Raw genomic sequence first — 21353 nt, 5'->3', positions numbered from 1 at the left:
ATGATTACTTTAACGGCTGCCGGAATGGTCAATGCGTTAGGCAATAACCTTGCCGAAATCGCCGAAAATTTGCAGGCTAACACTGCACCTGGCATGGTGCCGGATACCGACGGTTGGTTGCAGCAAGGCGAATGTTGGGTCGGGCGCGTTACCGGCGAGTTACCGGAAATCCCACCAGACATGGTGCAATACCGCAGCCGTAACAACCGCTTGTTGCTGGCGGCACTGGCGCAAATTCGCCCACAGGTAGATGAAGCGATTGTGCGTTACGGCAACGAACGTGTGGCGGTAGTGCTGGGGACCAGTACGTCCGGGCTGGATGAAGGTGACCGTATGGTGAGCGGCACTAGTGCGGGCAAACCGCCTGCGTCTTATCGTTATGGTCAGCAAGAACTTGGCGATCCCTCGCGTTTTCTCAGTGATTATCTGCAACTGTTTGGCCCAGCGTTGACGGTTTCAACCGCCTGTTCTTCAAGCGCGCGTGCCATTATTACCGGCCAACGGTTGATTGAATCCGGCATGGTCGATGCGGCGATTGTCGGCGGGGCAGATACCCTCAGCCGCATGCCGGTTAACGGCTTTAACAGCCTGGAATCGTTGAGCAGCACGCGCTGTAAACCTTTTAGTGCTGCACGCTCCGGCATCACTATCGGTGAGGCCGGAGCGCTGATTTTGCTGACCAAAGAACCGGGCAAAGTACAACTGCTGGGCGTGGGCGAATCGTCAGATGCCTGGCATATGTCGGCTCCACATCCGGAAGGCGTGGGCGCGATTCACGCCATAGAAATGGCGCTGCGTGAGGCTGAACTCACGGCACAAGACATTGGCTATATTAATATGCACGGCACCGCCACGCGTCTTAATGACGAAATCGAAGCCAAAGTGGTGAATCAACTGTTCGGCGAAAGCGTTCCTTGCAGCTCGACAAAACATCTGACCGGCCACACGTTAGGTGCGGCTGGAGCCTGTGAAGCGGTGCTCTGCTATTTACTGTTATCGCAAGGGCTGAGGCTGCCAGCACAGGACTTCACTGATGCGCATCAAGACCTCACCCTTGCGCCTTGTGGTTTACTCAGCGCACCCCAGCCATTTACCAAACCAATAATGTTGTCGAACTCATTTGCTTTTGGCGGTAACAATGCCAGCCTGATTTTTGGAGTATCTCATGACTGATTTTCTTGCCCCGCACCACTATTTGCCGCACGAAGCACCCATGTGCCTGCTGGAGTCGGTAGTGGCGGTGGAACAAGAAAGTGCCCATTGTCGGGTCACGGTCAGCCACCATGGGGTACTGGCACCGTTTCTTGATGCGCAGGGGAATTTACCTGGCTGGTTTGCCATCGAGCTTATCGCGCAGACGGTAGGGGTGTGGTCTGGCTGGCACACCATGAATAACGGCGAAGAAGCCAGCCGTGTTGGGATGCTGCTGGGGGGGCGAGGGTTGCGCTGCCCAGCCGGGTATCTTGCGCAAGGTTTGCAGTTGGAATGTCATGTCACGTTACTAATGCGTGATGAAAAAATTGGTAGTTTTGAAGGACAAATTCTCGCGGACGGTAACGTACTGGCGAGCGGGCGGGTCAATACCTATCAGCCTGATAATAATGAATTAGAGAAGTTTTTTTAAAGGAGTTTTTTTGTAGGTCGGGCAAGCGCAGCGCACCCGACAACGCGGATGAAAATGGTGGATGACGCTGACGCTTATCCACCCTACGAAACTTATAATAATGAGTCATACCCAAAATAATTCGAGTTGCATCGCGGCGGCAAGAGAACAAGTCCCGATGAGCTTACATAAGTAAGTGATTCGGGCGAGTGAGCGCAGGCAACAAAGAGGCAGCTTGAAGTATGACGGGTATTTTAATGGGATAGCAGCAAGATGACACAGACGGTATTAGTAACCGGTGCCAGCAAGGGGATCGGCAAGGCGATTGCCTGTGGGCTGGCGGCCGACGGATTTGCCGTGGTGGTGCACTACCATCGCGACGAAGCGGGCGCACAACAAACGCTCGAGCAAATAACGGCTCAGGGTGGAACGGGGCGCGTCATGCAGTTCGATAGCGCAGACCGCGAGCAATGCCGTAGTGTGATTGAAGCGGACATCGAAGCTCACGGTGCTTACTGGGGCGTGGTTAACAACGCTGGTATCACGCGTGACGGCGCATTTCCCGCATTAACTGATGATGATTGGGACGGCGTAATCCGCACCAATCTCGATAGTTTTTACAACGTGATTCAGCCGTGTGTGATGCCGATGATTGGCCTGCGTGCGGGAGGGCGAATCATCACGCTCTCTTCGGTTTCGGGCCTGATGGGCAACCGTGGGCAAGTGAATTACAGTGCCGCAAAAGCGGGCATTATTGGTGCCACAAAAGCGCTGGCAATCGAACTGGCGAAACGCAAAATCACCGTGAATTGCATAGCACCTGGTCTGATTGATACCGGCATGATTGAAATGGAAGCGGCCGCGCTCAACGAAGCCATGCGCCTGATTCCACTCCAGCGCATGGGCCAGCCAGAAGAAGTGGCTGGGCTTGCACGTTATTTGATGTCGCCAGTGGCCGCTTACGTCACACGCCAGGTTATCTCCATCAACGGAGGCATGTTGTGATTCGCCGGGTGGTGGTTACCGGAATGGGCGGTGTGACGGCATTTGGCGATAACTGGCAGGATGTGGCTGCGGGGCTGAAGTCCGGCCAGAATGCAGTGCGCAACATGCCAGAATGGCAAATCTACGATGGGCTAAACACCATGCTCGGCGCGCCGATAGATAATTTCACGCTCCCCGAACACTACACGCGTAAGCGTATTCGGGCGATGGGACGCGTTTCTTTGCTCGCGACTCGAGCCACTGAACTGGCATTAACCCAGGCCGGTTTACTCGACGATCCGATTTTAACTTGCGGTGAAACGGGGATAGCTTACGGTTCATCCACCGGCAGTACGGGGCCAGTGAGTGAATTCGCCACCATGCTGACCGAAAAGCACACGCGTAATATTACCGGCACCACTTACGTCCAGATGATGCCGCATACCGCTGCGGTGAATACCGGATTGTTCTTCGGTTTACGTGGCCGAGTGATCCCGACCTCAAGTGCGTGTACATCAGGCAGCCAGGCAATTGGTTATGCCTGGGAAGCTATTCGTCACGGCTACCAGACGGTCATGGTCGCGGGAGGTGCTGAGGAGTTATGTCCTTCGGAAGCGGCGGTGTTTGACACGTTGTTTGCAACCAGCCAACGCAATGACCAGCCAAAGAGCACGCCATCACCGTTTGATAAGCAACGTGATGGTCTGGTGATTGGCGAAGGTGCGGGGACATTGATCCTCGAGGATCTGGATCATGCACTGGCGCGTGGTGCCACCATTTATGCCGAGATCGTCGGGTTCCATACCAATTGCGATGCGGCACATATCACCCAGCCACAGAAAGAAACCATGCAGATTTGTATTGAACGCGGTCTGTATTCGGCGGGGCTTGAGGCCCGCGACATTGGCTATGTCAATGCGCATGGCACGGCAACTGACCGTGGTGACATTGCGGAAAGCCAGGCGACGGCGGCAATTTTCGGCACTAATACGCCAATCTCTTCGCTGAAAAGCTATCTGGGTCATACGCTTGGCGCGTGTGGTGCGCTGGAAGCCTGGATGAGTATCGAAATGATGCGTGAAGGCTGGTTTGCCGAAACGCTGAATTTGATTCAGCCGGACGAGGCGTGTGGTGAACTGGATTACATCATGGGTGAAGCGCGCAAAATCGAGACTGAATTTGTGCAGAGCAATAATTTTGCCTTTGGTGGCATTAACACTTCACTGGTGATGCGACGTTGGCGGTAAACGATTATCAGCTGGCGTTCGGCGAGGTGGCGTGTGTATTGAATGACGCGTCCACTTCGCGTTGGCTGTCGCCTGAACTGTTACAGGATGCGCCAGTGGGCCACCGTCGCGCAGACTGGATTGCTGCGAGGATCCTGCTGGCGATGCTGCTCAATGACGGTCCTTTGCCCAAACTAGCCCGCGCAGCACAAGGTAAACCTTATCATCCATCGCTCCCCGAATTTAACATCAGTAACCATGCGACCCGCGTTGCGGTGCTGGTGGGTAGTGGGGAAGTTGGTTGTGATGTTGAGCAAATCCGCCCACGGTCGCGTTTTATGGCGATTGCCCGTTACAGTTTTGCCGCGCATTTGTGTGACTGGCTGGAATCTCTGTCGGAAGTTGAGCAAATCGTGCAGTTCTGGCGTATCTGGACGGCACACGAAGCGGTGCTTAAACAGCGAGGCGGGACTGTCTGGCAAATGAGCCAGCTGGAGCTGCCATTACACACACTTTGCCCGCCAGGCCGCTTTTTGCAGCATGTCACCGTGGACGAGTCGCTGATCGCTTGTTGCGGTGAACAGCCATTTCCTGACGATTTCTCTCCTCAACTTCTTATTAGGAAGTGATGTACGCCTGATTTAGACTACTCTCAAAGACTAACTGGAGATTTCCTGATGAGCGAAAGAATGTCGGTGATACAAGGTGATATCACCCATGCTGAGGTTGATGTAATCGTCAATGCAGCGAATTCATCCTTGCTAGGTGGCGGTGGTGTTGATGGTGCCATTCATCGCGCGGCAGGGCCTGCACTATTGGCGGCCTGCAAAGTGATTCGCCAACAGCAAGGTGAATGCGCCCCCGGGCATGCCGTGATTACCGAAGCCGGAAACATCCCCGTTAAAGCTGTGATCCACGCCGTTGGCCCGGTGTGGCAGGGTGGTGAAAATCACGAAGCTGAATTGCTTGAACAAACCTATCGCAACTGTCTCGATTTGGCTGCTGCCAATGGTTACCGCACTATCGCGTTTCCAGCCATCAGCACCGGCGCGTACGCTTTCCCAAAAGAGCTAGCCGCAAAAATAGCCGTTGATACGGTTTATCGATACATCGGTCTGCGCCCGCTGCCTGAACAAGTGGTTTTCGTCTGTTTTGATGACGAAAACACCCGTATTTACCAGCAACTGCTTGCCCAACTCTAACGTGAAGAACCCTCACGCTACCCGCCTTGGGAAAGCGATTATCCCGGCGCTTGCTGAGCATCCTGGCGTGAGCGGTATTCATCCTCTTGCGGATAGCCTTGATGCGTTTGCAGCGCGTTATCTGTTGTGCGGCATGGCGGAAAATACCCTCGATGTGCAGTACTACATCTGGCAGGACGATATGTCCGGGCGGTTGTTGTTCAGTGCGTTACTGGCTGCGGCCGACCGTGGGGTGAGAGTCAGGCTGTTGCTGGATGATAATAACACCAACGGGCTGGATGATATTTTAGAGCTGCTTAATTCCCATCCTCAGATTGAAGTTCGCCTGTTTAATCCCTTTTCATTTCGCTTGTTTCGCGCCATCGGTTATCTGACTGATTTTGCTCGCCTGAACCGCCGCATGCACAACAAGTCCTTCACCGTTGATGGTGAAACGACGATTGTTGGTGGGCGTAATGTTGGCGATGCTTATTTTGGTGTCGGTAAACAGCCGTTGTTTTCAGATTTAGACGTGCTGGCGATTGGCCCGGTGGTTGCAGAAGTCAGTCAGGATTTTCAGCGCTATTGGGAAAGCCAGTGTGTTTCGACGCTGGCAAAGGTGCTGGATGTTGACGCCGGGGTGTTACAGCAACGGGTACAACTGCCAGACGACTGGCGCAACGACCCAAAAGCTCGGCGCTATCTGGATCGCCTGACCACCAGCCAGTTTGCGACGGATCTTGTGGCTCGCAGGTTAAATATGTACTGGGCTCAGACCCGTTTGCTGAGTGATGACCCGCGTAAGGGGCAGGGAAGGGCGCATCATCACACCTTGTTACCGCAACGTCTGATCAACGTGATTGGCCTGCCAAAGCAGGAAATAGACATAATTTCTGCCTATTTTGTCCCGACTCGCGCCGGCATCGCGCAAATTCTCGGGTTGGTGCGTAAAGGGGTGAAAATCGCCATTCTCACTAATTCGCTGGCGGCCAATGATGTGGCGGTAGTGCATGCCGGATATGCCCGCTGGCGTAAGAAACTGTTACGCCACGGTGTCGCGCTGTATGAACTAAAGCCAGAAAACAATAGCCCCCGCAGGCCGCGAGACAGGGGGTTAACCGGTAATTCTGGCTCCAGCCTGCATGCCAAAACCTTCAGCGTCGATAAGCAGAAAGTGTTTATCGGTTCATTCAATTTTGACCCACGCTCGGCGATGTTGAATACCGAAATGGGCTTCGTGATTGAAAGCGCCGCACTCGCGGAAGATATTCACCAGCGTTTTACCCAGAGCCAGAAAGAGGCCGCCTGGGCATTACGTCTGGACAAATGGGGGCGGGTGAATTGGGTAGAAAATCGTGATGGCAAAGAGATTGTCTGGAAGAAAGAACCGCACACCCGTTTTTGGCAACGGGTGTTGGTGAGACTGGTTTATCGGTTACCTATTGAATGGTTGCTCTAAAGTCTCTGTCGGCGGCGCTTCGCTTGTCCGACCTACGAAGGGAAGTTGTAGGGGGGATAAGCGCCAGCGTCATCCACCATAAAGTACCGGAGTCCGATCTACGAAACTTTAACCGCCACGTTCTGCGGCTTGCCAGAGAACAAGAAGCGCAGCAGTGGAATTCGCAGATGGATTTCATACAGAATCACCGCAATCCCCACCACAAAGACCAGTCCCGTAATAAAGCCCAGCGCATTGGACGTGATATGTGGCGTGATAAACGCGCCGTAGAATAGCGTCAGCGGATGGTGAACCAGGTAAATGAATAGCGATGCATTCACGAAATAGGTGACACGCTTAGACTGGAAGTTCAGCAGTTTATGGCCCAGTGAGAACACCACGTTAACCATCCACAGGCCTAAAACCATGGTGATAACGCTTTCAGTCTCATACATCCAGGCATCGCCGCTGCCGTAACGCTGGTTGAGCAAATAAGCCGCGAATGCCAGCACAGCACCCGCAGCGCACCATGGCGATGGCGTGGTAAACAGGGCTTTCAGTTGCGGGCGCACAAACGTTAAAGCCCCGAGCATGAAGAACGGCAGATAAAACAGCGTCTGCATCACCACGAAGTTAAACAAGCCATCACTTAATATTGGAGAGTAAACAATGAAAATCGTGCGGCGAATGGCACCGTATAAAAAACCGAACCCAAGGAAATAAATTGAGAGTTTTCCCAGGGTAATGGTTGACGCACTATTTTCGGGTGCCTTCTCAAGGCGGTTTTTCATTTGTTGAAACAAAAATAAACAAACTGTCGTCAACACCACCATCACTAACAAGAACCATAAATGGGAAACCAGTTCCCAAACCAGCGTGTTGTACTTCTCGTAAGGGGTGAGCCCCGGCCAGTTTTTTGCTTTGTCGTTAACGTGTTGCAACATTAAAAATTGCGGTAGCGTCAGCAAGGGAATTGCTGTCAACATTGGGATGCCGACACGCTCAACACGCACTTTCCACCAGCGTTTAAGCGGGTAACGCAGAAAAAGCATGTAGGAGAAATAACCGGAAATGACAAAAAACACCTGCATCCGGAAGGAGTGAATGATGTCATTAAAAAGGGTTAATCCCCAGGAGGCTTCAGCGCTGTTGACATGCCAGTGGTGGCTTGAATAGATGAGGGAGATATGAAACGGAATGCCTAAAAGCATTAACCAGGCCCGGATAGAATCCAGGAAAAACTCGCGTTGTTGTGGTGCTTTACTCATAATACTCCAGACATTATCGGACGAATCGCCTTATCCTTAAGAACATATCCCAATAGGCTTGAAGTCCCGAACGGTATCAATTCCGTGGCAACCCTACACTAACCATGACATCCTGTCTCCAGGATGGGCTCTGAAAGCGTAAGCAGTTGTCTTTTTTTGCTTAAAGGCTGAGCCAGCGTGCTGAACAATGCGGGTATTTGGTTGTCGGAAAGCAGAAGTTTCCATTAAAATGGATTGGATTGATTTAAGCACACAAAGGGGGATGTGCTGGTTAATATGAAACATAAACTAAAAATGATGAAAATGTGTGGGCTCGGTGCGGCAGTAATGTTGTCACTTTATACCACCTCGGTTTGGGCCTTCACCATCGATGATGTCGCAAAACAAGCGAAAACATTAGCGGGCAAAAGCTACGAAGCACCGAAAAGCAATCTGCCTTCGCTCTTCCGCGACATGAAATATGCGGATTATCAGCAGATCCAGTTCAATCACGACAAAGCCTACTGGAGCAAGTTAAAGACCCCATTTAAGCTTGAATTTTATCATCAGGGTATGTACTTCGACACCCCGGTTGCTATCAACGAAGTGACAGCGACTGCGGTTCATAAGATCAAGTACAACCCGGATTACTTTAATTTCGGTAATGTAAAACACGATAAAGACACCGTTAAAGATCTTGGCTTCGCCGGGTTCAAAGTGCTCTATCCGATCAACAGCAAAGATAAAAACGACGAAATTGTCAGCATGCTCGGGGCGAGTTATTTCCGTGTGATTGGCTCAGGTCAGGTTTATGGTCTGTCTGCTCGTGGTTTGGCTATCGATACTGCTTTGCCATCTGGTGAAGAGTTCCCCCGTTTCCGTGAGTACTGGATTGAGCGCCCGAAAACTGGCGACAAAACGCTGACCCTCTATGCGTTGCTCGACTCCCCACGTGCAACAGGTGCCTATCGCTTTGTGATTACCCCTGGGCGTGACACCGTGGTCAACGTGCAGTCAAAAGTTTATTTGCGCGACAAAGTAGGCAAACTGGGCGTTGCACCGCTGACCAGTATGTTCCTGTTTGGGCCAAATCAGCCGTCACCAAGCATCAACTACCGTCCTGAATTACATGACTCTAACGGTCTGTCTATCCATGCTGGTAACGGTGAGTGGATTTGGCGTCCGCTGAACAACCCGAAACATCTGGCCGTGAGTTCCTTCGCGACAGAAAATCCGGTTGGTTTTGGTTTGCTGCAACGTGGCCGTCAGTTCTCTCGTTTTGAAGATCTGAATGATCGTTACGATCAGCGTCCAAGCGCCTGGGTTGCACCGCAAGGTGATTGGGGTAAAGGTCGCGTCGAACTGGTGGAAATTCCAACCAACGACGAAACCAATGACAACATCGTTGCTTACTGGACGCCGGATCAGCTCCCGGAACCCGGCAAAGAGATGAACTTCAAATACACCATTACCTTCAGCCGTGACGAAGACAAAATGCACGCGCCAGATAACGCGTACGTGACGCAGACTCGCCGCTCAACCGGTGATGTGAAGCAGTCGAATCTGATTCGCCAGCCAGACGGCACGATTGCGTTTGTCGTGGATTACGTCGGCGCGGACATGAAAAAACTGCCGCAAGATACGCCGGTTACCGCGCAAACCAGCATCGGTGACAACGGCGAAATCGTTGACAGCCAGGTACGTTACAACCCGGTCACTAAAGGCTGGCGTTTGACAGTACGTCTGAAAGTCAAAGACGAGAAGAAACCGACTGAAATGCGTGCAGCGCTGGTCAATGGCTCGCAAACGTTGAGTGAAACCTGGAGCTACCAGCTACCTGCCAATGAATAAGTTTACTGATACTGCGTCTGATTATATTGATGCCCTCCCGCTTTCTGCTGAGCAGAAGGCGGCTCTACCTGCATCGGATCTGCAAGCGGTGCATGAGGCGCTGGATGCGCAAGAGCACCACTATGACCGCGCCGATGATTCCCCTTTAGCCTCGGTAAAGGCCCGGCTCGAAGCGAGCTGGCCTGGATCGTTGGGTGCGGAACAACTGATTAAGGATGAAGAAGGGCGCACCCAGTTGCAGGCAATGCCAAAAGCAACGCGTTCTTCGATGTTCCCCGATCCGTGGCGCACCAACCCAATTGGTCGGTTCTGGGATCGTTTACGCGGGCGGGAAGTTAATCCTCGCTATATGTCGAAAGAAGAGGCTGAAGCTGAGCAGAAATGGCGTACCGTCGGGACTATTCGACGTTACATTCTGCTGCTGCTGACCATTTCTCAGACCGTGGTGGCGACCTGGTACATGAAGACCATTCTGCCTTACCAGGGCTGGGCGCTGATCAATCCATCCGATATGCTCGACCAGGATTTGTGGGTCTCCTTCATGCAGCTGCTGCCGTATGTGCTGCAGACCGGCATCTTGATCCTGTTTGCGATTCTGTTCTGTTGGGTATCAGCCGGTTTCTGGACCGCGTTGATGGGCTTCCTCCAGCTACTGATGGGCAAAGATAAATACAGTATCTCTGCCTCAACAGTGGGTGATGAGCCAATCGACCCGGCGAACCGCACTGCGTTGATTATGCCTATTTGTAACGAAGACGTTGACCGCGTATTTGCGGGTCTGCGTGCGACGTGGGAATCGGTAAAAGCGACCGGCCAACAGCAGCACTTCGATGTTTACATCCTGAGCGACAGCTACAACCCGGATATCTGTGTTGCCGAGCAAAAAGCGTGGATGGAACTGATCAACGAAGTGCAGGGCGAAGGGCAGATTTTCTACCGCCGCCGCCGCCGCCGTGTGAAACGTAAAAGTGGCAACATCGATGACTTCTGCCGTCGCTGGGGTAACCAATACAGCTACATGGTGGTGTTGGATGCTGACTCCGTCATGAGCGGTGACTGTCTGACCAACCTGGTGCGTTTGATGAATGCTAACCCGAATGCGGGCATCATTCAGTCATCACCAAAAGCGTCTGGCATGGACACGCTGTATGCGCGCTGCCAGCAGTTTGCGACTCGCGTTTACGGGCCGTTGTTTACCGCAGGTCTGCACTTCTGGCAGTTGGGCGAATCCCACTACTGGGGCCACAATGCGATTATTCGCGTTAAGCCGTTCATCGAGCACTGTGCGTTAGCACCGCTGCCAGGTGAAGGGTCATTCGCCGGTTCAATCCTTTCGCACGACTTCGTCGAAGCCGCTTTGATGCGCCGTGCGGGTTGGGGCGTATGGATTGCCTATGACTTGCCGGGTTCTTATGAAGAACTGCCACCGAACTTACTGGATGAACTCAAGCGTGACCGCCGTTGGTGCCACGGTAACTTGATGAACTTCCGTCTGTTCCTGGTAAAAGGCATGCACCCGGTTCACCGTGCGGTATTCCTGACGGGCGTCATGTCGTATCTGTCGGCACCTTTGTGGTTTATGTTCCTCGCATTATCAACTGCATTGCAGGTGGTTCATGCGCTGACAGAACCGCAGTACTTCCTGCAACCGCGCCAGCTGTTCCCGGTGTGGCCGCAGTGGCGTCCGGAGCTGGCGATTGCGCTGTTTGCTTCCACCATGGTGTTACTGTTCCTGCCGAAGCTGCTGAGTATCATTCTGATTTGGTGCAAAGGCTCGAAAGAGTTCGGCGGTTTCTTCCGCGTGACGGCCTCCCTGCTGCTGGAAGTACTGTTCTCTGTGCTGCTGGCTCCGGTGCGTATGCTGTTCCACACCGTATTTGTGGTTAGCGCGTTCCTCGGTTGGGAAGTGGTCTGGAACTCGCCGCAGCGTGATGATGATTCAACCCCATGGGGTGAAGCGTTTATGCGCCACGGTTCTCAACTTCTGTTGGGTCTGGTGTGGGCTGTCGGCATGGCATGGCTGGATTTGCGCTTCTTGTTCTGGCTTGCGCCAATCGTCTTCTCACTGATTCTGTCACCATTTGTCTCGGTGATTTCGAGTCGTGCGACCATCGGTTTGCGTACTAAGCGTTGGAAGTTGTTCCTGATCCCGGAAGAGTATTCTCCTCCGCAGGTTCTGGTCGATACCGACAATTACCTGAAGCTGAACCGCAGCCGTACGCTGGATGATGGCTTTATGCACGCGGTGTTTAACCCGTCGTTTAATGCCCTGGCAACTGCGATGGCAACAGCACGTCACCGTGCAAGCCAGGTGCTGGAAATTGCGCGCGATCGTCACGTTGAGCAGGCACTGAACGAAACGCCTGACAAACTGAACCGCGATCGTCGTTTGGTGTTGTTAAGCGATCCGGTCACTATGTCTCGTCTGCATTATCGTGTGTGGTCGAATCCGCAGCGTTACTCCTCGTGGGTAGATAGCTACAAAACGGTTAGCCTGAACCCTGAGGCGTTACCGTCCAAATAGAGCGCGAAACGCATCATCAATGCCGGCCTTCGGGTCGGCATTTTTTTGGAGTAAAACTGTGTTAAGAATCCTTGTGGTCGCGTTGTTCGCCTGCTTACTGAGCGGATGCGGGAGTATTATTAGCCGTGCTGTACCGGGGCAGGGACATGGTAATCAGTATTACCCCGGTGTGCAGTGGGATGTGCGTGACAGCGCATGGCGCTATATTACTGTGCTCGATTTACCTTTTTCGCTGGTGTTCGACACACTTTTGCTGCCGATTGATGCCAGCCATGGGCCTTACGAGTAAAACTTATCGTTCATCCCATTCATCAGCGGCAGTCTGGCCTTCCTCGGTATCCAGAGGCGGCTCAAGTTGAAATTCACCTTCGTCCCATTCGTGCAGTGTATTTTCTTCAATCCACTCCTGACGTAACTCGATTTCATCATAGTCACCGTCAAAGACACTTTGCGCCGCTTCACCGCTGACCATCGGTAGACATTCGCCATCCCCGCTGTCATCAGCGAAAAACTCGGCTTGCCACATAATGTCGCCATCCTGAAGAATGTACTTCTGAATGTTCAGTTGCTGAACACTGGCACTCTCTTCATCCAGCTCCGGGTTCTCAACAAGGAAAAGCTCGCGTGCGGCATCGATGGCCTCTTCCAGCGTCGCATACAGACTCATAGTAATCTCCTTTGTACAGGTCAGGGAGCGCGTTACGGCGCCATTTCAAGTTAATTGTTGACGCTGTTTGCAAAGTTGCAAGTATGTCGGAGATTTCTGAGTCAGTCGCCAGAAACACTGACACGTTCAGTCGGGCGACGGAGACTTATCCACGAGTAAAGAGCATTGAAAAGAACCACACAACCGGTGACTAAAAATACCGTGCGGAAGCCATAGTTTGCTGAAACAGCGGCACCCATCAACGGACCGGTGACATTGCCAATATCGCGGAATGACTGGTTGTAACTAAAGATCCGCCCGGCAATTTGATTGCTTGAGTTGTAGACCAGCAGTGTTTGTACCGCTGGCAACAGTGCGCCATCGGCGGCACCAAGCAGGAAACGTAACACCCCCAGTTGCCATGGGTTTTGTACCATCGACATCGGGATCAGCAACAACACAGAGATAACCAGCGCGCAGATTAAAATCCTTTCCGGCCCGATTCTATCCCCCAGTTTGCCCAGTCGCGGCGCACTGATTAACGCCGCAACGCCAGGCACAGATGCAATCATCCCGCTGATAAATGCCAGATTGCTGACATTGCCTGCCAGTTCACGCACGTAAAGCGTAAGAATCGGGGCGATAGAACCGGTGGCAACCTGAATAATCATGGTGGTGATAAACAGGCTCAGCACCAGGCGTGGATTTTTGAGCGAAGTTAAAACCTGACGTGCGTGCAACATGTCCTTCTTGTGCACCGGGGTAAATTGTTCGCGAATGCAGAACAAGGTAAAAACAAAACAGGTAAATAGCACGCCAGCGGTGATGAAAAACACCGGACGCAGGCCATAGGTATCCGCCAGAAAACCGCCAATCATCGGCCCAAGAAGTGCACCGCTTACCCCGCCGGTAGACAACGTGCCCAATGCCCAACCACTTTTATGGCGCGGAACTTGGGTGGCGATAAGCGCGTTAGCATTGGGGACAAATCCACCCAATAGTCCGAGCAGTGCGCGCAGCGCCAGAAATTGCCAGATATTGCTCGCAAAGCCCATCAGCACCATCACAATGGACATCCCCAATGCTGAACGCAGTAGCATTATCTTGCGGCCTTTACGGTCGGCAAGCCCGCCCCAGAAAGGTGACGCAATGGCTGAGAACAAAAAGGTAATGCTGAAAACGATGCCGGACCACATGTTGAGTGCGCTGTGTCCGGTCACGCCAAGATGTTCGACATACAGCGGCAGGAAGGGCATGACCAGGCTAAATGCGACACCGGTAAGAAAACACCCAAGCCATGCAACGGTGAGATTTCGTTTCCAGTTGATCGGGTTCTCGGGGAGAGTCATAACGCTCCAGTTCAGTGCAGAAAAGACATGTGATGGAATTATTACCTTGCTAATTATGCGCTTGTTGGCGGGGAGGGGCAATGTTTCTGAAACACAATTTTAGAATGAAAAAAGGTGGCAAAATGCCACCGATTTACAGAAGTTAATAACGCGCAGGAACCCCTTCTGGACGCGTTTTAAAGCGGCGGTGCAGCCACATGTATTGCTCCGGGGCCATCAAAATGCACTGCTCGATGATTTTATTCATCCAGATCGCCGTACTTTCAGGGGTTTCCAGCGGTGGTGAAAACTCTGCGGGTAGAATCAGCAACTCGTAACCTTTACCGTCCGGCTTGCGGCGCGGCACCATTGGTACGATTGCCGCACCTGACATACGTGCAAGAGTGTATGTTCCTGCGGTGGTGGCGGCTTCGTCAACGCCAAAAAATGGCACAAAAACGCTGCCACGCGGGCCGTAGTCGTGGTCCGGTGCGTACCAGATGATTTCACCCTGTTTCAGCGCACGAATCATGCCTTTAAGGTCTTTACGGTCGATCATGCTTTTATTGGAGCGCATACGGCCCCAGGTTTGCAGCCAGTCGAGCAGGGGGTTGTCATTCGGGCGGTAAACGCCGATACCGGGCGTGTTCATACCGAACATGCGCGCGCCTAATTCCAGCGTCAGGAAATGAATTCCAATAAGCAACACGCCCCGTTTGGCTTCCTGCACCGCGTGAATATGCTCGACACCAGAAACATCACACCAGCGTCGAATACGCCAGGTGGGCCAAAACCATGCCATGCCGGTTTCCATCAGGCCTAGGCCAACGGATTCGAAGTTTTTCTCGAGATAATACTCACGTTCTTCCGCGGTTTTGTGGGGAAAGGCGAGTTCAAGATTGCGGCGGGTAATAGTGACGCGGTGCTTCATAAACCGCATAGCAAGTTGGCCAAGTCCACGCCCGACTCGATAAATCACCGGATAGGGGAGCAGGGTAACTAAGTAAAGTAAGCCAATACCAAACCAGGTTCCCCAATAGCGGGGATGAAGTAATGCGCGCGAGAATTGCGGTAAGTTCGTCATGTAAAACCTATTGTGACGGCAAATGCCGGATCTTCTTGAGTCAGACTATTGTGACATTAATTGAGGGTCTGCCAAAATTAACAACAGCAGAGTGTTTGATATTCAAACGATTGTTGCGTTTTGTACGGATAGATAACGGAAATGTAGCGCAAAATGCGGGGATGTAAATTAACGATAATTGCTATATGATGCAGCCCACTTTTTTATCAACGATAGCCGAGCGAACACCATGCCAGTGTTACACAACCGCATATCGAATGATGAACTGCGTGTGCGCATGTTGGCTGAAACTGAGCCTCGCACTACCATCTCATTCTATAAGTATTTCACCATTGAAGACCCTCAAACGACGCGCGATGCGCTTTACCAGGCGTTTACATCGCTAAATGTATTTGGTCGCGTTTATCTCGCTCATGAAGGGATTAACGCGCAAATCAGCGTGCCAAACAGCCGTGTGGATGGATTCCGCGAAACACTTTACGCTTTCCATCCTGCACTTAACGGTGTGCGACTCAACGTTGCCCTCGAAGACGATGGCAAATCGTTTTGGGTATTACGCATGAAGGTCCGCGACCGCATTGTCGCCGATGGGATTGATGACCCGTCATTTGATGCCAGCCAGGTCGGTGCTTATCTCAAAGCCGCAGACGTGAATGCGATGCTCGACGACCCGGAAGCGGTGTTTATCGACATGCGCAACCATTACGAATATGAAGTGGGTCATTTCCAGGATGCACTGGAGATCCCGGCGGACACTTTCCGTGAGCAGTTGCCGAAAGCGGTCGACATGTTGCAGGAAGACAAAGACAAAAAAATCGTCATGTACTGTACTGGCGGCATCCGTTGTGAGAAAGCCAGTGCCTGGATGTTGCACAACGGTTTCAAGAACGTCTACCACATTGAAGGCGGGATTATCGAATACGCAAGACGTGCGCGTGAACAAGGGATTCCGGTGCGTTTTGTCGGTAAGAACTTTGTCTTTGATGAGCGTATGGGCGAACGTATTTCTGATGATGTGATTGCCCATTGCCATCAGTGCGGCACATCTTGCGACAGCCATACCAACTGCAAAAATGACGGCTGCCATTTGCTGTTTATTCAGTGCCCGAGCTGCGCTGAGAAGTTTGCTGGCTGCTGTAGCGACATTTGCCGTGATGAACTGGCTCTGTCACCGGAAGAACAGCGCCGTCGTCGTGCCGGGCGGGAAAACGGTAATAAGATTTTCAACAAATCCCGTGGCGTTCTCAACACTACGTTAGGGATCCCGGATCCTAAGTAAAAGCAAAGGGGGAAACCTCTTTCACAGGTCGGATAAGCGCAGCGCCATCCGACGTTTTCATCTGTGAATACAGGCGAAAATGGTGGATGGCGTGTACCGCTTATCCACCCTACAACATTTTATTCCGCCTATTGTCACTCGAACGCTAGTTAAAACGCGCAAGCGAGAACGGTGTCAGGTCGAAACTTGACTCTTTGCCCAGTGCGAACTGGCAGGCAATTTCCCCCAGCACTGAAGCGAATTTAAATCCGTGTCCGCTCAGGCCGGTAATCACCAGCGTGTTGTCATGACCCGGCAGGGTATCAATAATAAAATCTTCATCCGGTGACATATCGTAGGTGCATGCCGCGCCGTGCATACACACGCCCACACCTGGCATTATCTGGCGCAAGAAGCTAAATACTTCACTTCCATCCGTGGCGATTGCACCAAACGGTTTGCGCTGACCGGGTTCACTAATCACCTGACCACCATCATGTTTGCCCAGCTTCAGCTCGTTATCCTCGCCCGCGGGGAAACCGTAATACTGGCTACCATCAGGTAGTTCGGCGGTAAAAGCAGGGAAGTGGTTTTTTTCACTGTAGCGGCCATCGGCCTGATGCCAGCTAAAGATTTTGCGCACTGGCGTGACGGGCAGTTCCGGTAGCAATTTAGTGACCCATGTTCCTGCACTGACTAACAATTTACTCGCGGTGAATTCACCTTCTGGCGTATCGACAACCACCCCTTCAGCGGTATGACGAATATCAGCCACCGGGCAATTGAACAGTTGAGCGCAACCGCCCTGATTGGCCAGTCGAATATAGGTCTCCACCGCCAGCTCGCTGCGAAGCACGCCAGAGTTCGGCTCAAACAAACCAACATAGTTTTCGGGAACGGTTACCTGTGGCCAGCGTGCCATGACTGCTTCAGCACTCAGCGTTTCAAGCGGCAGCGACCAGTTTTGCGCACTGCGTTGCACGGTTGAGATAAACGTTGAATCTGCCGGACCGAGATTAATCACGCCGGTACGGTGAAACACTTTCTCGCCGCTAATTTCCTGTAACGCATCCCAGAGTGCCTGCGCACGCAATACCAGCGGGACATATTTTTCCCCTTCGCCGTAGGCGTGACGCATCAGGCGTGTATCGCCATGATGGCTGCCTTGTTGGTGAGGGGGATGGCAACTATCGATCATTAGCACATTCAAGCCGGAGTGAGTGGCATAGCACCCGGCTGCTGCGCCGACAGAACCGCTACCGACGATGATAAGGTCATAATGCATGGTGCTTTTCTCTTCTCTTTGGCGAAAATGAATTATATAGCAGGGTAATTAATTCTCCGTCGCCTGGCAATTGAGCGAAAGAGGAATAATAAAAAAGGCACCTCTACGGTGCCTTGTGCGTTATTTGGGCAGCATCAATAATCAATGCTTACGATAATCGCTTACCTGGTAATCACTGGATTCAATCTTAGCAATGCCGGCTTCAAGAATAGAAATAAATTGCCGGGCAACATCCGTGGTCAGCCATAAAGTTTGACCGATTTCAGTTTCGTCGTGCTTTTGCGTATTTGAGGTCAGGTAGTGCAGGCGAAGCATCAGCGCGTCGTAACTATCTACGGTGCTGATGTCCCATCCAACAAGGGGATGGGTCTGGATAACATCACTATTTTTTTCCATCATAACCCCTTTTATACGTGTGTTTAAGACAACGGTTCGCGAGGTTTAATGCTTGTTTCTTGTTTCTTTTTAAATGTGAAGCCAGTTAAGTATATCAATGATTAAGCTATTTCGACGGATAAATAAATACCCCGCAACACTTTTTTTACATAAAGGTGCTTGGTTGCTCAATAAAACCGCAGGTTGTGCTTGGTGAATATCAGAAGATTCTAAGTAATCAGTGTCAGGAGGGAATTATTTGCAGTGTGATTTTTAAACGATAAAAAAACCGGATGGCGACACCCGGCATAAAAATAACGAGGGAAACTTATATTTGAAATAAGCAGCGGCTCAAGCAGCCTGCCACCTTCCATGATGAGTTTTAATCCGCAGAAAACCAGTCGTCAGCGCTTTCCCAGGTCTCTTGCAATATTTCGCTAATACGATCGCGATCTTCTTTGCTGGCCCCTAACACCGAAAGGTTATTAGCAGCAGCGTAACGCACCTGAACGTGATTTGAGTCTTCAGGATAGTGTTGAGTAATTCGGCGTGAGAGTTCAGTAGCAAGCGCATCAATAGCGCCTGGCGGCAGAGATGTAGTTTTAGCAATAGTGACTTCAATACGCATAACAGCCCCCTGTATAATATACTGGATATTTATACAGTCATATTCTGGGTTATGCAACAGGGGGCATGAAAAATTATGCTTTTACTGACCAGGCCACTTGCTCACCGGCGAGGAACGGCACAATGCTGTCATCGGACGTTTCGATGAGTTCCGGCATGTGCACTGGAGTACGCACCAGTTCAATGGATTCTTCATTCACAGGCAGGCCGTAGAAACGTGGGCCATTCAGTGAAGTGAAGGCTTCAAAGTGCTGCAACGCATTCAACTCTTCAAACACCGTCGCGTAAGCGCCAAGAGCAGAAGGCGCGTTAAAGCAACCTGCGCAACCACAACTGGCCTCTTTACGATGACGCGTATGAGGCGCGGAATCTGTACCGAGGAATACGCGGTCACATCCGCTGGCAACCAGCTCACGCAACGCTTCCTGATGAATGCTGCGTTTCAGAATTGGCAGGCAATACAGGTGAGGGCGCACGCCACCGACCAGCATATGGTTACGGTTAAACATCAGGTGTTGCGGGGTAATGGTTGCCGCCAGCAGGGAGTTTCCTTCCTTCACATACTGCGCCGCATCTTTGGTAGTGATGTGTTCAAACACCACTTTCAGTTCCGGGAATTGTTGGCGCAAAGGTTCCATAACGGTTTCGATAAAGCGCGCTTCACGGTCAAAAATATCAATATCAGCGTGAGTCACTTCGCCGTGGATAAGCAGCGGCATGCCAATTTTCTGCATGCGCTCAAGCACCGTTTTAATCGCGGCAGTGCTGGTAACACCGTGGCTTGAGTTGGTGGTCGCATTGGCTGGGTAGAGTTTTGCTGCGGTAAACACGCCTTCGTTAAACCCGCGCTCAACTTCATTCGGGTCAAGAGAATCGGTCAGGTAGCAGGTCATCAGTGGTTCAAATTTATGGCCTTGCGGCACAGCATCAAGAATACGCTGGCGATAAGCAATGGCGGCTTCAACCGTTGTCACTGGGGGAACCAGGTTTGGCATCACAATCGCGCGACCATAAGTTTCGCTGGTATAAGGCACCACCGTTTTTAACATTTCACCGTCACGTAGGTGAACATGCCAGTCATCAGGGCGGCGAATTTTTAATACCTGGGGTAATACGGTCATGAAATTGCTCCGGCGTAGGAAGGAAAAAACGATGATTTGTGCCGGAGAGCAAGGATAAGCGCAAACGTTTCGCTTTGCACCATTTTCATCGAGATTTTGTCGGGGGAATGTTGCCCCCGACCAGGAAAAACGGGTTAATCAGTAAATGGGATAATGAGTTGGCCTGGTTTAACCTCAAGTCCCTTGGCGTATCTTTTCGCCAGGTTCTCACCAGTACTGCGGTCTTCGCCCAGCACATAAGCCGGTTGTTGATTGAAGTAATTACGCAATGACTGATTCAGATAAGGAATCAGGGTCTGGACAATGGTCTGCATTTTTTCAGGTTCGACCGTCGCGTTTACCACTTCCATTTCTTGCAAATAAATCGCGCCTTGTTCTTTATTGAACACCGGCAATGCTTTGAGTTTGAGCTTGATAGTGGCTTTTTGATTACCAAACAGCGACGACATATCCAGATTGGCATCGCCAGTCAACGTCACTTTATTCGGCTCTTCACGGCCAATCGCACTGCTTAAATTGGTTAAAACAATATGGGCATCGGCAACGCCTGGCAGGCCAATATCTTTAGAGAAGTTATTACGTTTATGCAGCGCCTGGTTTATTTCCTGTTCGCTGACCGTGTATTGCGTTAACTGATTGCAACCCACCACTAACCCGCTGAGCATTAGCGCTGCGGCGAAAACAATCTTTTTCATGGAATTCCTTAACATGCTGCATAGAACACAGATCCTGACATAAAGCATTATGATGTCCCAGGGCGGGCTACGCCACCGGAAAAAACCGAAATAGCCGTCATACTTCGAGCGACATCAGAGTTGGCTGCGTTTACTCACCCCAGTCACATACTTGAGTAAGCTCCTGGGGCTGGTAACTCGAATTAATAAGTGTATTTAAACCGCGTGGGACGACAGCAGATTAATTTGTGTCTGTTTAGCCATATTATCGCGATACGCCGCAACACGGCTTGGCCACTCAATACCCGCGACCAGAGTCAGGTTACGCAGCAGTGGGAACAGATGAATATCGTCGTCAGACAGCTCACCGTTTACCGCATTCGGCTGCACAATCAGCTTATCGAGCTTGCGTAAATCATCAGAGATTTTTTTGATTAGCCCTGGCGAATGATGAAGGAGGTCGGCAAACGAGCCGATCATCGCTTCCTTTTTGTTGACGAAATAAGCACGTGCTTGTGGCGTGGCAAACTCATCAAAAGGCGCTTTCGCCATGCGCGGAATCAACAACTGCTGCACATAGCTATTCACGTGGCGTAACCAGTCGCTAATTGCGGCGTTGGTTGCGCCAGTCAGAAGCGGTTCGCCATCCAGTTTATCGACGTAATGCACGATATCCATGCTTTCTGGCATATAGCGGCTATCGTCTTTTTGCAGGATCGGCGCCATTTTCTTACCAATCATTTTGGTCGGAGTGGCTTCATCGTCATTGAGCAGGACTTTCAACTCAATGGGGATGTTCTTTAAACCAAAAATCATGCGTGCTTTAAGGCAGAAAGGGCAGTGATCGTAGATATAAAGCTTCACGTTTCTCCTCCATATTTATCAGCGAACCAGGTTGGTT

At 51.5% G+C, this 21353-nt stretch carries 21 protein-coding genes; 11 read left to right on the top strand and 10 right to left on the bottom strand.

Going from position 1 to position 21353, the window contains the following annotated elements; all coding sequences use genetic code 11:
• The 7 genes from MNO13_RS15900 to MNO13_RS15870 all read left to right on the top strand — a co-directional run bounded on the left by MNO13_RS15900 (position 1) and on the right by MNO13_RS15870 (position 6453).
• Positions 1–1173, top strand: coding sequence for a beta-ketoacyl-[acyl-carrier-protein] synthase family protein (locus MNO13_RS15900; RefSeq protein WP_232886514.1), 1173 nt, complete (start codon positions 1–3; stop codon positions 1171–1173).
• Positions 1166–1624 carry a hotdog family protein gene (locus MNO13_RS15895; RefSeq protein ID WP_241938992.1) on the top strand — a complete coding sequence of 153 codons (459 nt, stop codon included), beginning with the start codon at positions 1166–1168 and terminating at the stop codon, positions 1622–1624. Before MNO13_RS15900 ends, MNO13_RS15895 begins: the two co-directional genes overlap by 8 nt.
• 252 nt (positions 1625–1876) lie before the next feature.
• Positions 1877–2608, top strand: a complete 732-nt coding sequence (locus MNO13_RS15890) for a 3-ketoacyl-ACP reductase FabG2 (protein WP_064547936.1) — start codon at positions 1877–1879, stop codon at positions 2606–2608.
• Positions 2605–3834 carry a beta-ketoacyl-ACP synthase gene (locus tag MNO13_RS15885; protein WP_121813901.1) on the top strand — a complete coding sequence of 410 codons (1230 nt, stop codon included), beginning with the start codon at positions 2605–2607 and terminating at the stop codon, positions 3832–3834. The genes MNO13_RS15890 and MNO13_RS15885 overlap by 4 nt, the downstream gene beginning before the upstream one ends.
• Positions 3825–4442, top strand: a complete 618-nt coding sequence (locus MNO13_RS15880; protein ID WP_064547931.1) for a 4'-phosphopantetheinyl transferase superfamily protein — start codon at positions 3825–3827, stop codon at positions 4440–4442. The genes MNO13_RS15885 and MNO13_RS15880 overlap by 10 nt, the downstream gene beginning before the upstream one ends.
• Positions 4443–4490: 48 nt before the next feature.
• A complete protein-coding gene (ymdB, locus tag MNO13_RS15875; protein ID WP_133522687.1) occupies positions 4491–5015 on the top strand; it encodes an O-acetyl-ADP-ribose deacetylase in 525 nt (174 codons plus the stop codon).
• Complete coding sequence (locus MNO13_RS15870) at positions 4966–6453, top strand: phospholipase D family protein (protein ID WP_232886517.1); 1488 nt, start codon at positions 4966–4968, stop codon at positions 6451–6453. Before ymdB ends, MNO13_RS15870 begins: the two co-directional genes overlap by 50 nt.
• A 98-nt stretch (positions 6454–6551) precedes the next feature.
• Here MNO13_RS15870 and mdoC read toward each other — a convergent pair whose 3' ends face one another.
• A complete protein-coding gene (gene mdoC / locus MNO13_RS15865; protein ID WP_121813897.1) occupies positions 6552–7700 on the bottom strand; it encodes a glucans biosynthesis protein MdoC in 1149 nt (382 codons plus the stop codon).
• Between the two features lie 294 nt (positions 7701–7994).
• Between mdoC and mdoG the strand changes: the two genes are divergently transcribed.
• The 3 genes from mdoG (at position 7995) to MNO13_RS15850 (ending at position 12343) form a co-directional block, all read left to right on the top strand.
• Positions 7995–9530 (top strand): glucans biosynthesis protein MdoG, encoded by a 1536-nt coding sequence (gene mdoG / locus MNO13_RS15860; protein ID WP_121815655.1) that lies wholly within the window; start codon positions 7995–7997, stop codon positions 9528–9530.
• Positions 9523–12054 carry a glucans biosynthesis glucosyltransferase MdoH gene (mdoH, locus tag MNO13_RS15855; RefSeq protein ID WP_064547925.1) on the top strand — a complete coding sequence of 844 codons (2532 nt, stop codon included), beginning with the start codon at positions 9523–9525 and terminating at the stop codon, positions 12052–12054. Before mdoG ends, mdoH begins: the two co-directional genes overlap by 8 nt.
• Positions 12055–12121: 67 nt before the next feature.
• Positions 12122–12343: a YceK/YidQ family lipoprotein gene (locus tag MNO13_RS15850; RefSeq protein WP_370090861.1), complete on the top strand. Its 222-nt coding sequence runs from the start codon at positions 12122–12124 to the stop codon at positions 12341–12343.
• A 3-nt stretch (positions 12344–12346) separates the two neighbouring features.
• Here MNO13_RS15850 and MNO13_RS15845 read toward each other — a convergent pair whose 3' ends face one another.
• The 3 genes from MNO13_RS15845 to MNO13_RS15835 form a co-directional block, all read right to left on the bottom strand.
• Positions 12347–12721 (bottom strand): MysB family protein, encoded by a 375-nt coding sequence (locus tag MNO13_RS15845; protein ID WP_064547921.1) that lies wholly within the window; start codon positions 12719–12721, stop codon positions 12347–12349.
• A gap of 101 nt (positions 12722–12822) precedes the next feature.
• Complete coding sequence (mdtG, locus tag MNO13_RS15840) at positions 12823–14049, bottom strand: multidrug efflux MFS transporter MdtG (RefSeq protein WP_064547919.1); 1227 nt, start codon at positions 14047–14049, stop codon at positions 12823–12825.
• Positions 14050–14191: 142 nt separating this feature from the next.
• Complete coding sequence (locus MNO13_RS15835; RefSeq protein WP_064547917.1) at positions 14192–15112, bottom strand: Kdo(2)-lipid IV(A) acyltransferase; 921 nt, start codon at positions 15110–15112, stop codon at positions 14192–14194.
• Positions 15113–15341: 229 nt separating this feature from the next.
• Between MNO13_RS15835 and trhO the strand changes: the two genes are divergently transcribed.
• Positions 15342–16391 (top strand): oxygen-dependent tRNA uridine(34) hydroxylase TrhO, encoded by a 1050-nt coding sequence (trhO, locus tag MNO13_RS15830; RefSeq protein WP_064547915.1) that lies wholly within the window; start codon positions 15342–15344, stop codon positions 16389–16391.
• A gap of 145 nt (positions 16392–16536) precedes the next feature.
• Here trhO and solA read toward each other — a convergent pair whose 3' ends face one another.
• From solA to grxB, 6 genes are all read right to left on the bottom strand, one after another.
• A complete protein-coding gene (gene solA / locus MNO13_RS15825) occupies positions 16537–17655 on the bottom strand; it encodes an N-methyl-L-tryptophan oxidase (RefSeq protein ID WP_064547913.1) in 1119 nt (372 codons plus the stop codon).
• Positions 17656–17796: 141 nt separating this feature from the next.
• The gene (gene bssS, locus MNO13_RS15820) at positions 17797–18051 is read right to left on the bottom strand and encodes a biofilm formation regulator BssS (RefSeq protein WP_064547911.1); all 255 of its coding nucleotides are present in this window, start codon (positions 18049–18051) and stop codon (positions 17797–17799) included.
• 361 nt (positions 18052–18412) lie between these two features.
• A complete protein-coding gene (gene dinI, locus MNO13_RS15815; RefSeq protein ID WP_064547909.1) occupies positions 18413–18658 on the bottom strand; it encodes a DNA damage-inducible protein I in 246 nt (81 codons plus the stop codon).
• Between the two features lie 73 nt (positions 18659–18731).
• On the bottom strand, positions 18732–19778 hold the full coding sequence (gene pyrC / locus MNO13_RS15810) for a dihydroorotase (RefSeq protein ID WP_232886520.1): 1047 nt from the start codon (positions 19776–19778) through the stop codon (positions 18732–18734).
• A 134-nt stretch (positions 19779–19912) separates the two neighbouring features.
• Positions 19913–20473 (bottom strand): lipoprotein, encoded by a 561-nt coding sequence (locus MNO13_RS15805; protein WP_064547904.1) that lies wholly within the window; start codon positions 20471–20473, stop codon positions 19913–19915.
• 195 nt (positions 20474–20668) lie between these two features.
• Positions 20669–21316 (bottom strand): glutaredoxin 2, encoded by a 648-nt coding sequence (grxB, locus tag MNO13_RS15800; protein WP_064547902.1) that lies wholly within the window; start codon positions 21314–21316, stop codon positions 20669–20671.
• Between the last annotated feature and the right edge of the window lie 37 nt (positions 21317–21353).

The organism is Buttiauxella ferragutiae (assembly GCF_022637515.1).
GTDB lineage: Bacteria > Pseudomonadota > Gammaproteobacteria > Enterobacterales > Enterobacteriaceae > Buttiauxella > Buttiauxella ferragutiae.
Note: the sequence above shows the minus strand (reverse complement) of the source record. Positions and strands in the feature narration are given on the sequence as shown.

Coding starts and splice junctions, on each gene's coding strand:
- trhO (WP_064547915.1), top strand. CDS start 15,342: ATGCCAGTGTTACACAACCGCATATCGAATGATGAACTGCGTGTGCGC.
- ymdB (WP_133522687.1), top strand. CDS start 4,491: ATGAGCGAAAGAATGTCGGTGATACAAGGTGATATCACCCATGCTGAG.
- pyrC (WP_232886520.1), bottom strand. CDS start 19,778: ATGACCGTATTACCCCAGGTATTAAAAATTCGCCGCCCTGATGACTGG.
- MNO13_RS15845 (WP_064547921.1), bottom strand. CDS start 12,721: ATGAGTCTGTATGCGACGCTGGAAGAGGCCATCGATGCCGCACGCGAG.
- mdoH (WP_064547925.1), top strand. CDS start 9,523: ATGAATAAGTTTACTGATACTGCGTCTGATTATATTGATGCCCTCCCG.
- dinI (WP_064547909.1), bottom strand. CDS start 18,658: ATGCGTATTGAAGTCACTATTGCTAAAACTACATCTCTGCCGCCAGGC.
- mdoC (WP_121813897.1), bottom strand. CDS start 7,700: ATGAGTAAAGCACCACAACAACGCGAGTTTTTCCTGGATTCTATCCGG.
- MNO13_RS15805 (WP_064547904.1), bottom strand. CDS start 20,473: ATGAAAAAGATTGTTTTCGCCGCAGCGCTAATGCTCAGCGGGTTAGTG.
- MNO13_RS15890 (WP_064547936.1), top strand. CDS start 1,877: ATGACACAGACGGTATTAGTAACCGGTGCCAGCAAGGGGATCGGCAAG.
- mdtG (WP_064547919.1), bottom strand. CDS start 14,049: ATGACTCTCCCCGAGAACCCGATCAACTGGAAACGAAATCTCACCGTT.
- mdoG (WP_121815655.1), top strand. CDS start 7,995: ATGATGAAAATGTGTGGGCTCGGTGCGGCAGTAATGTTGTCACTTTAT.
- bssS (WP_064547911.1), bottom strand. CDS start 18,051: ATGGAAAAAAATAGTGATGTTATCCAGACCCATCCCCTTGTTGGATGG.
- MNO13_RS15900 (WP_232886514.1), top strand. CDS start 1: ATGATTACTTTAACGGCTGCCGGAATGGTCAATGCGTTAGGCAATAAC.
- solA (WP_064547913.1), bottom strand. CDS start 17,655: ATGCATTATGACCTTATCATCGTCGGTAGCGGTTCTGTCGGCGCAGCA.
- MNO13_RS15895 (WP_241938992.1), top strand. CDS start 1,166: ATGACTGATTTTCTTGCCCCGCACCACTATTTGCCGCACGAAGCACCC.
- MNO13_RS15835 (WP_064547917.1), bottom strand. CDS start 15,112: ATGACGAACTTACCGCAATTCTCGCGCGCATTACTTCATCCCCGCTAT.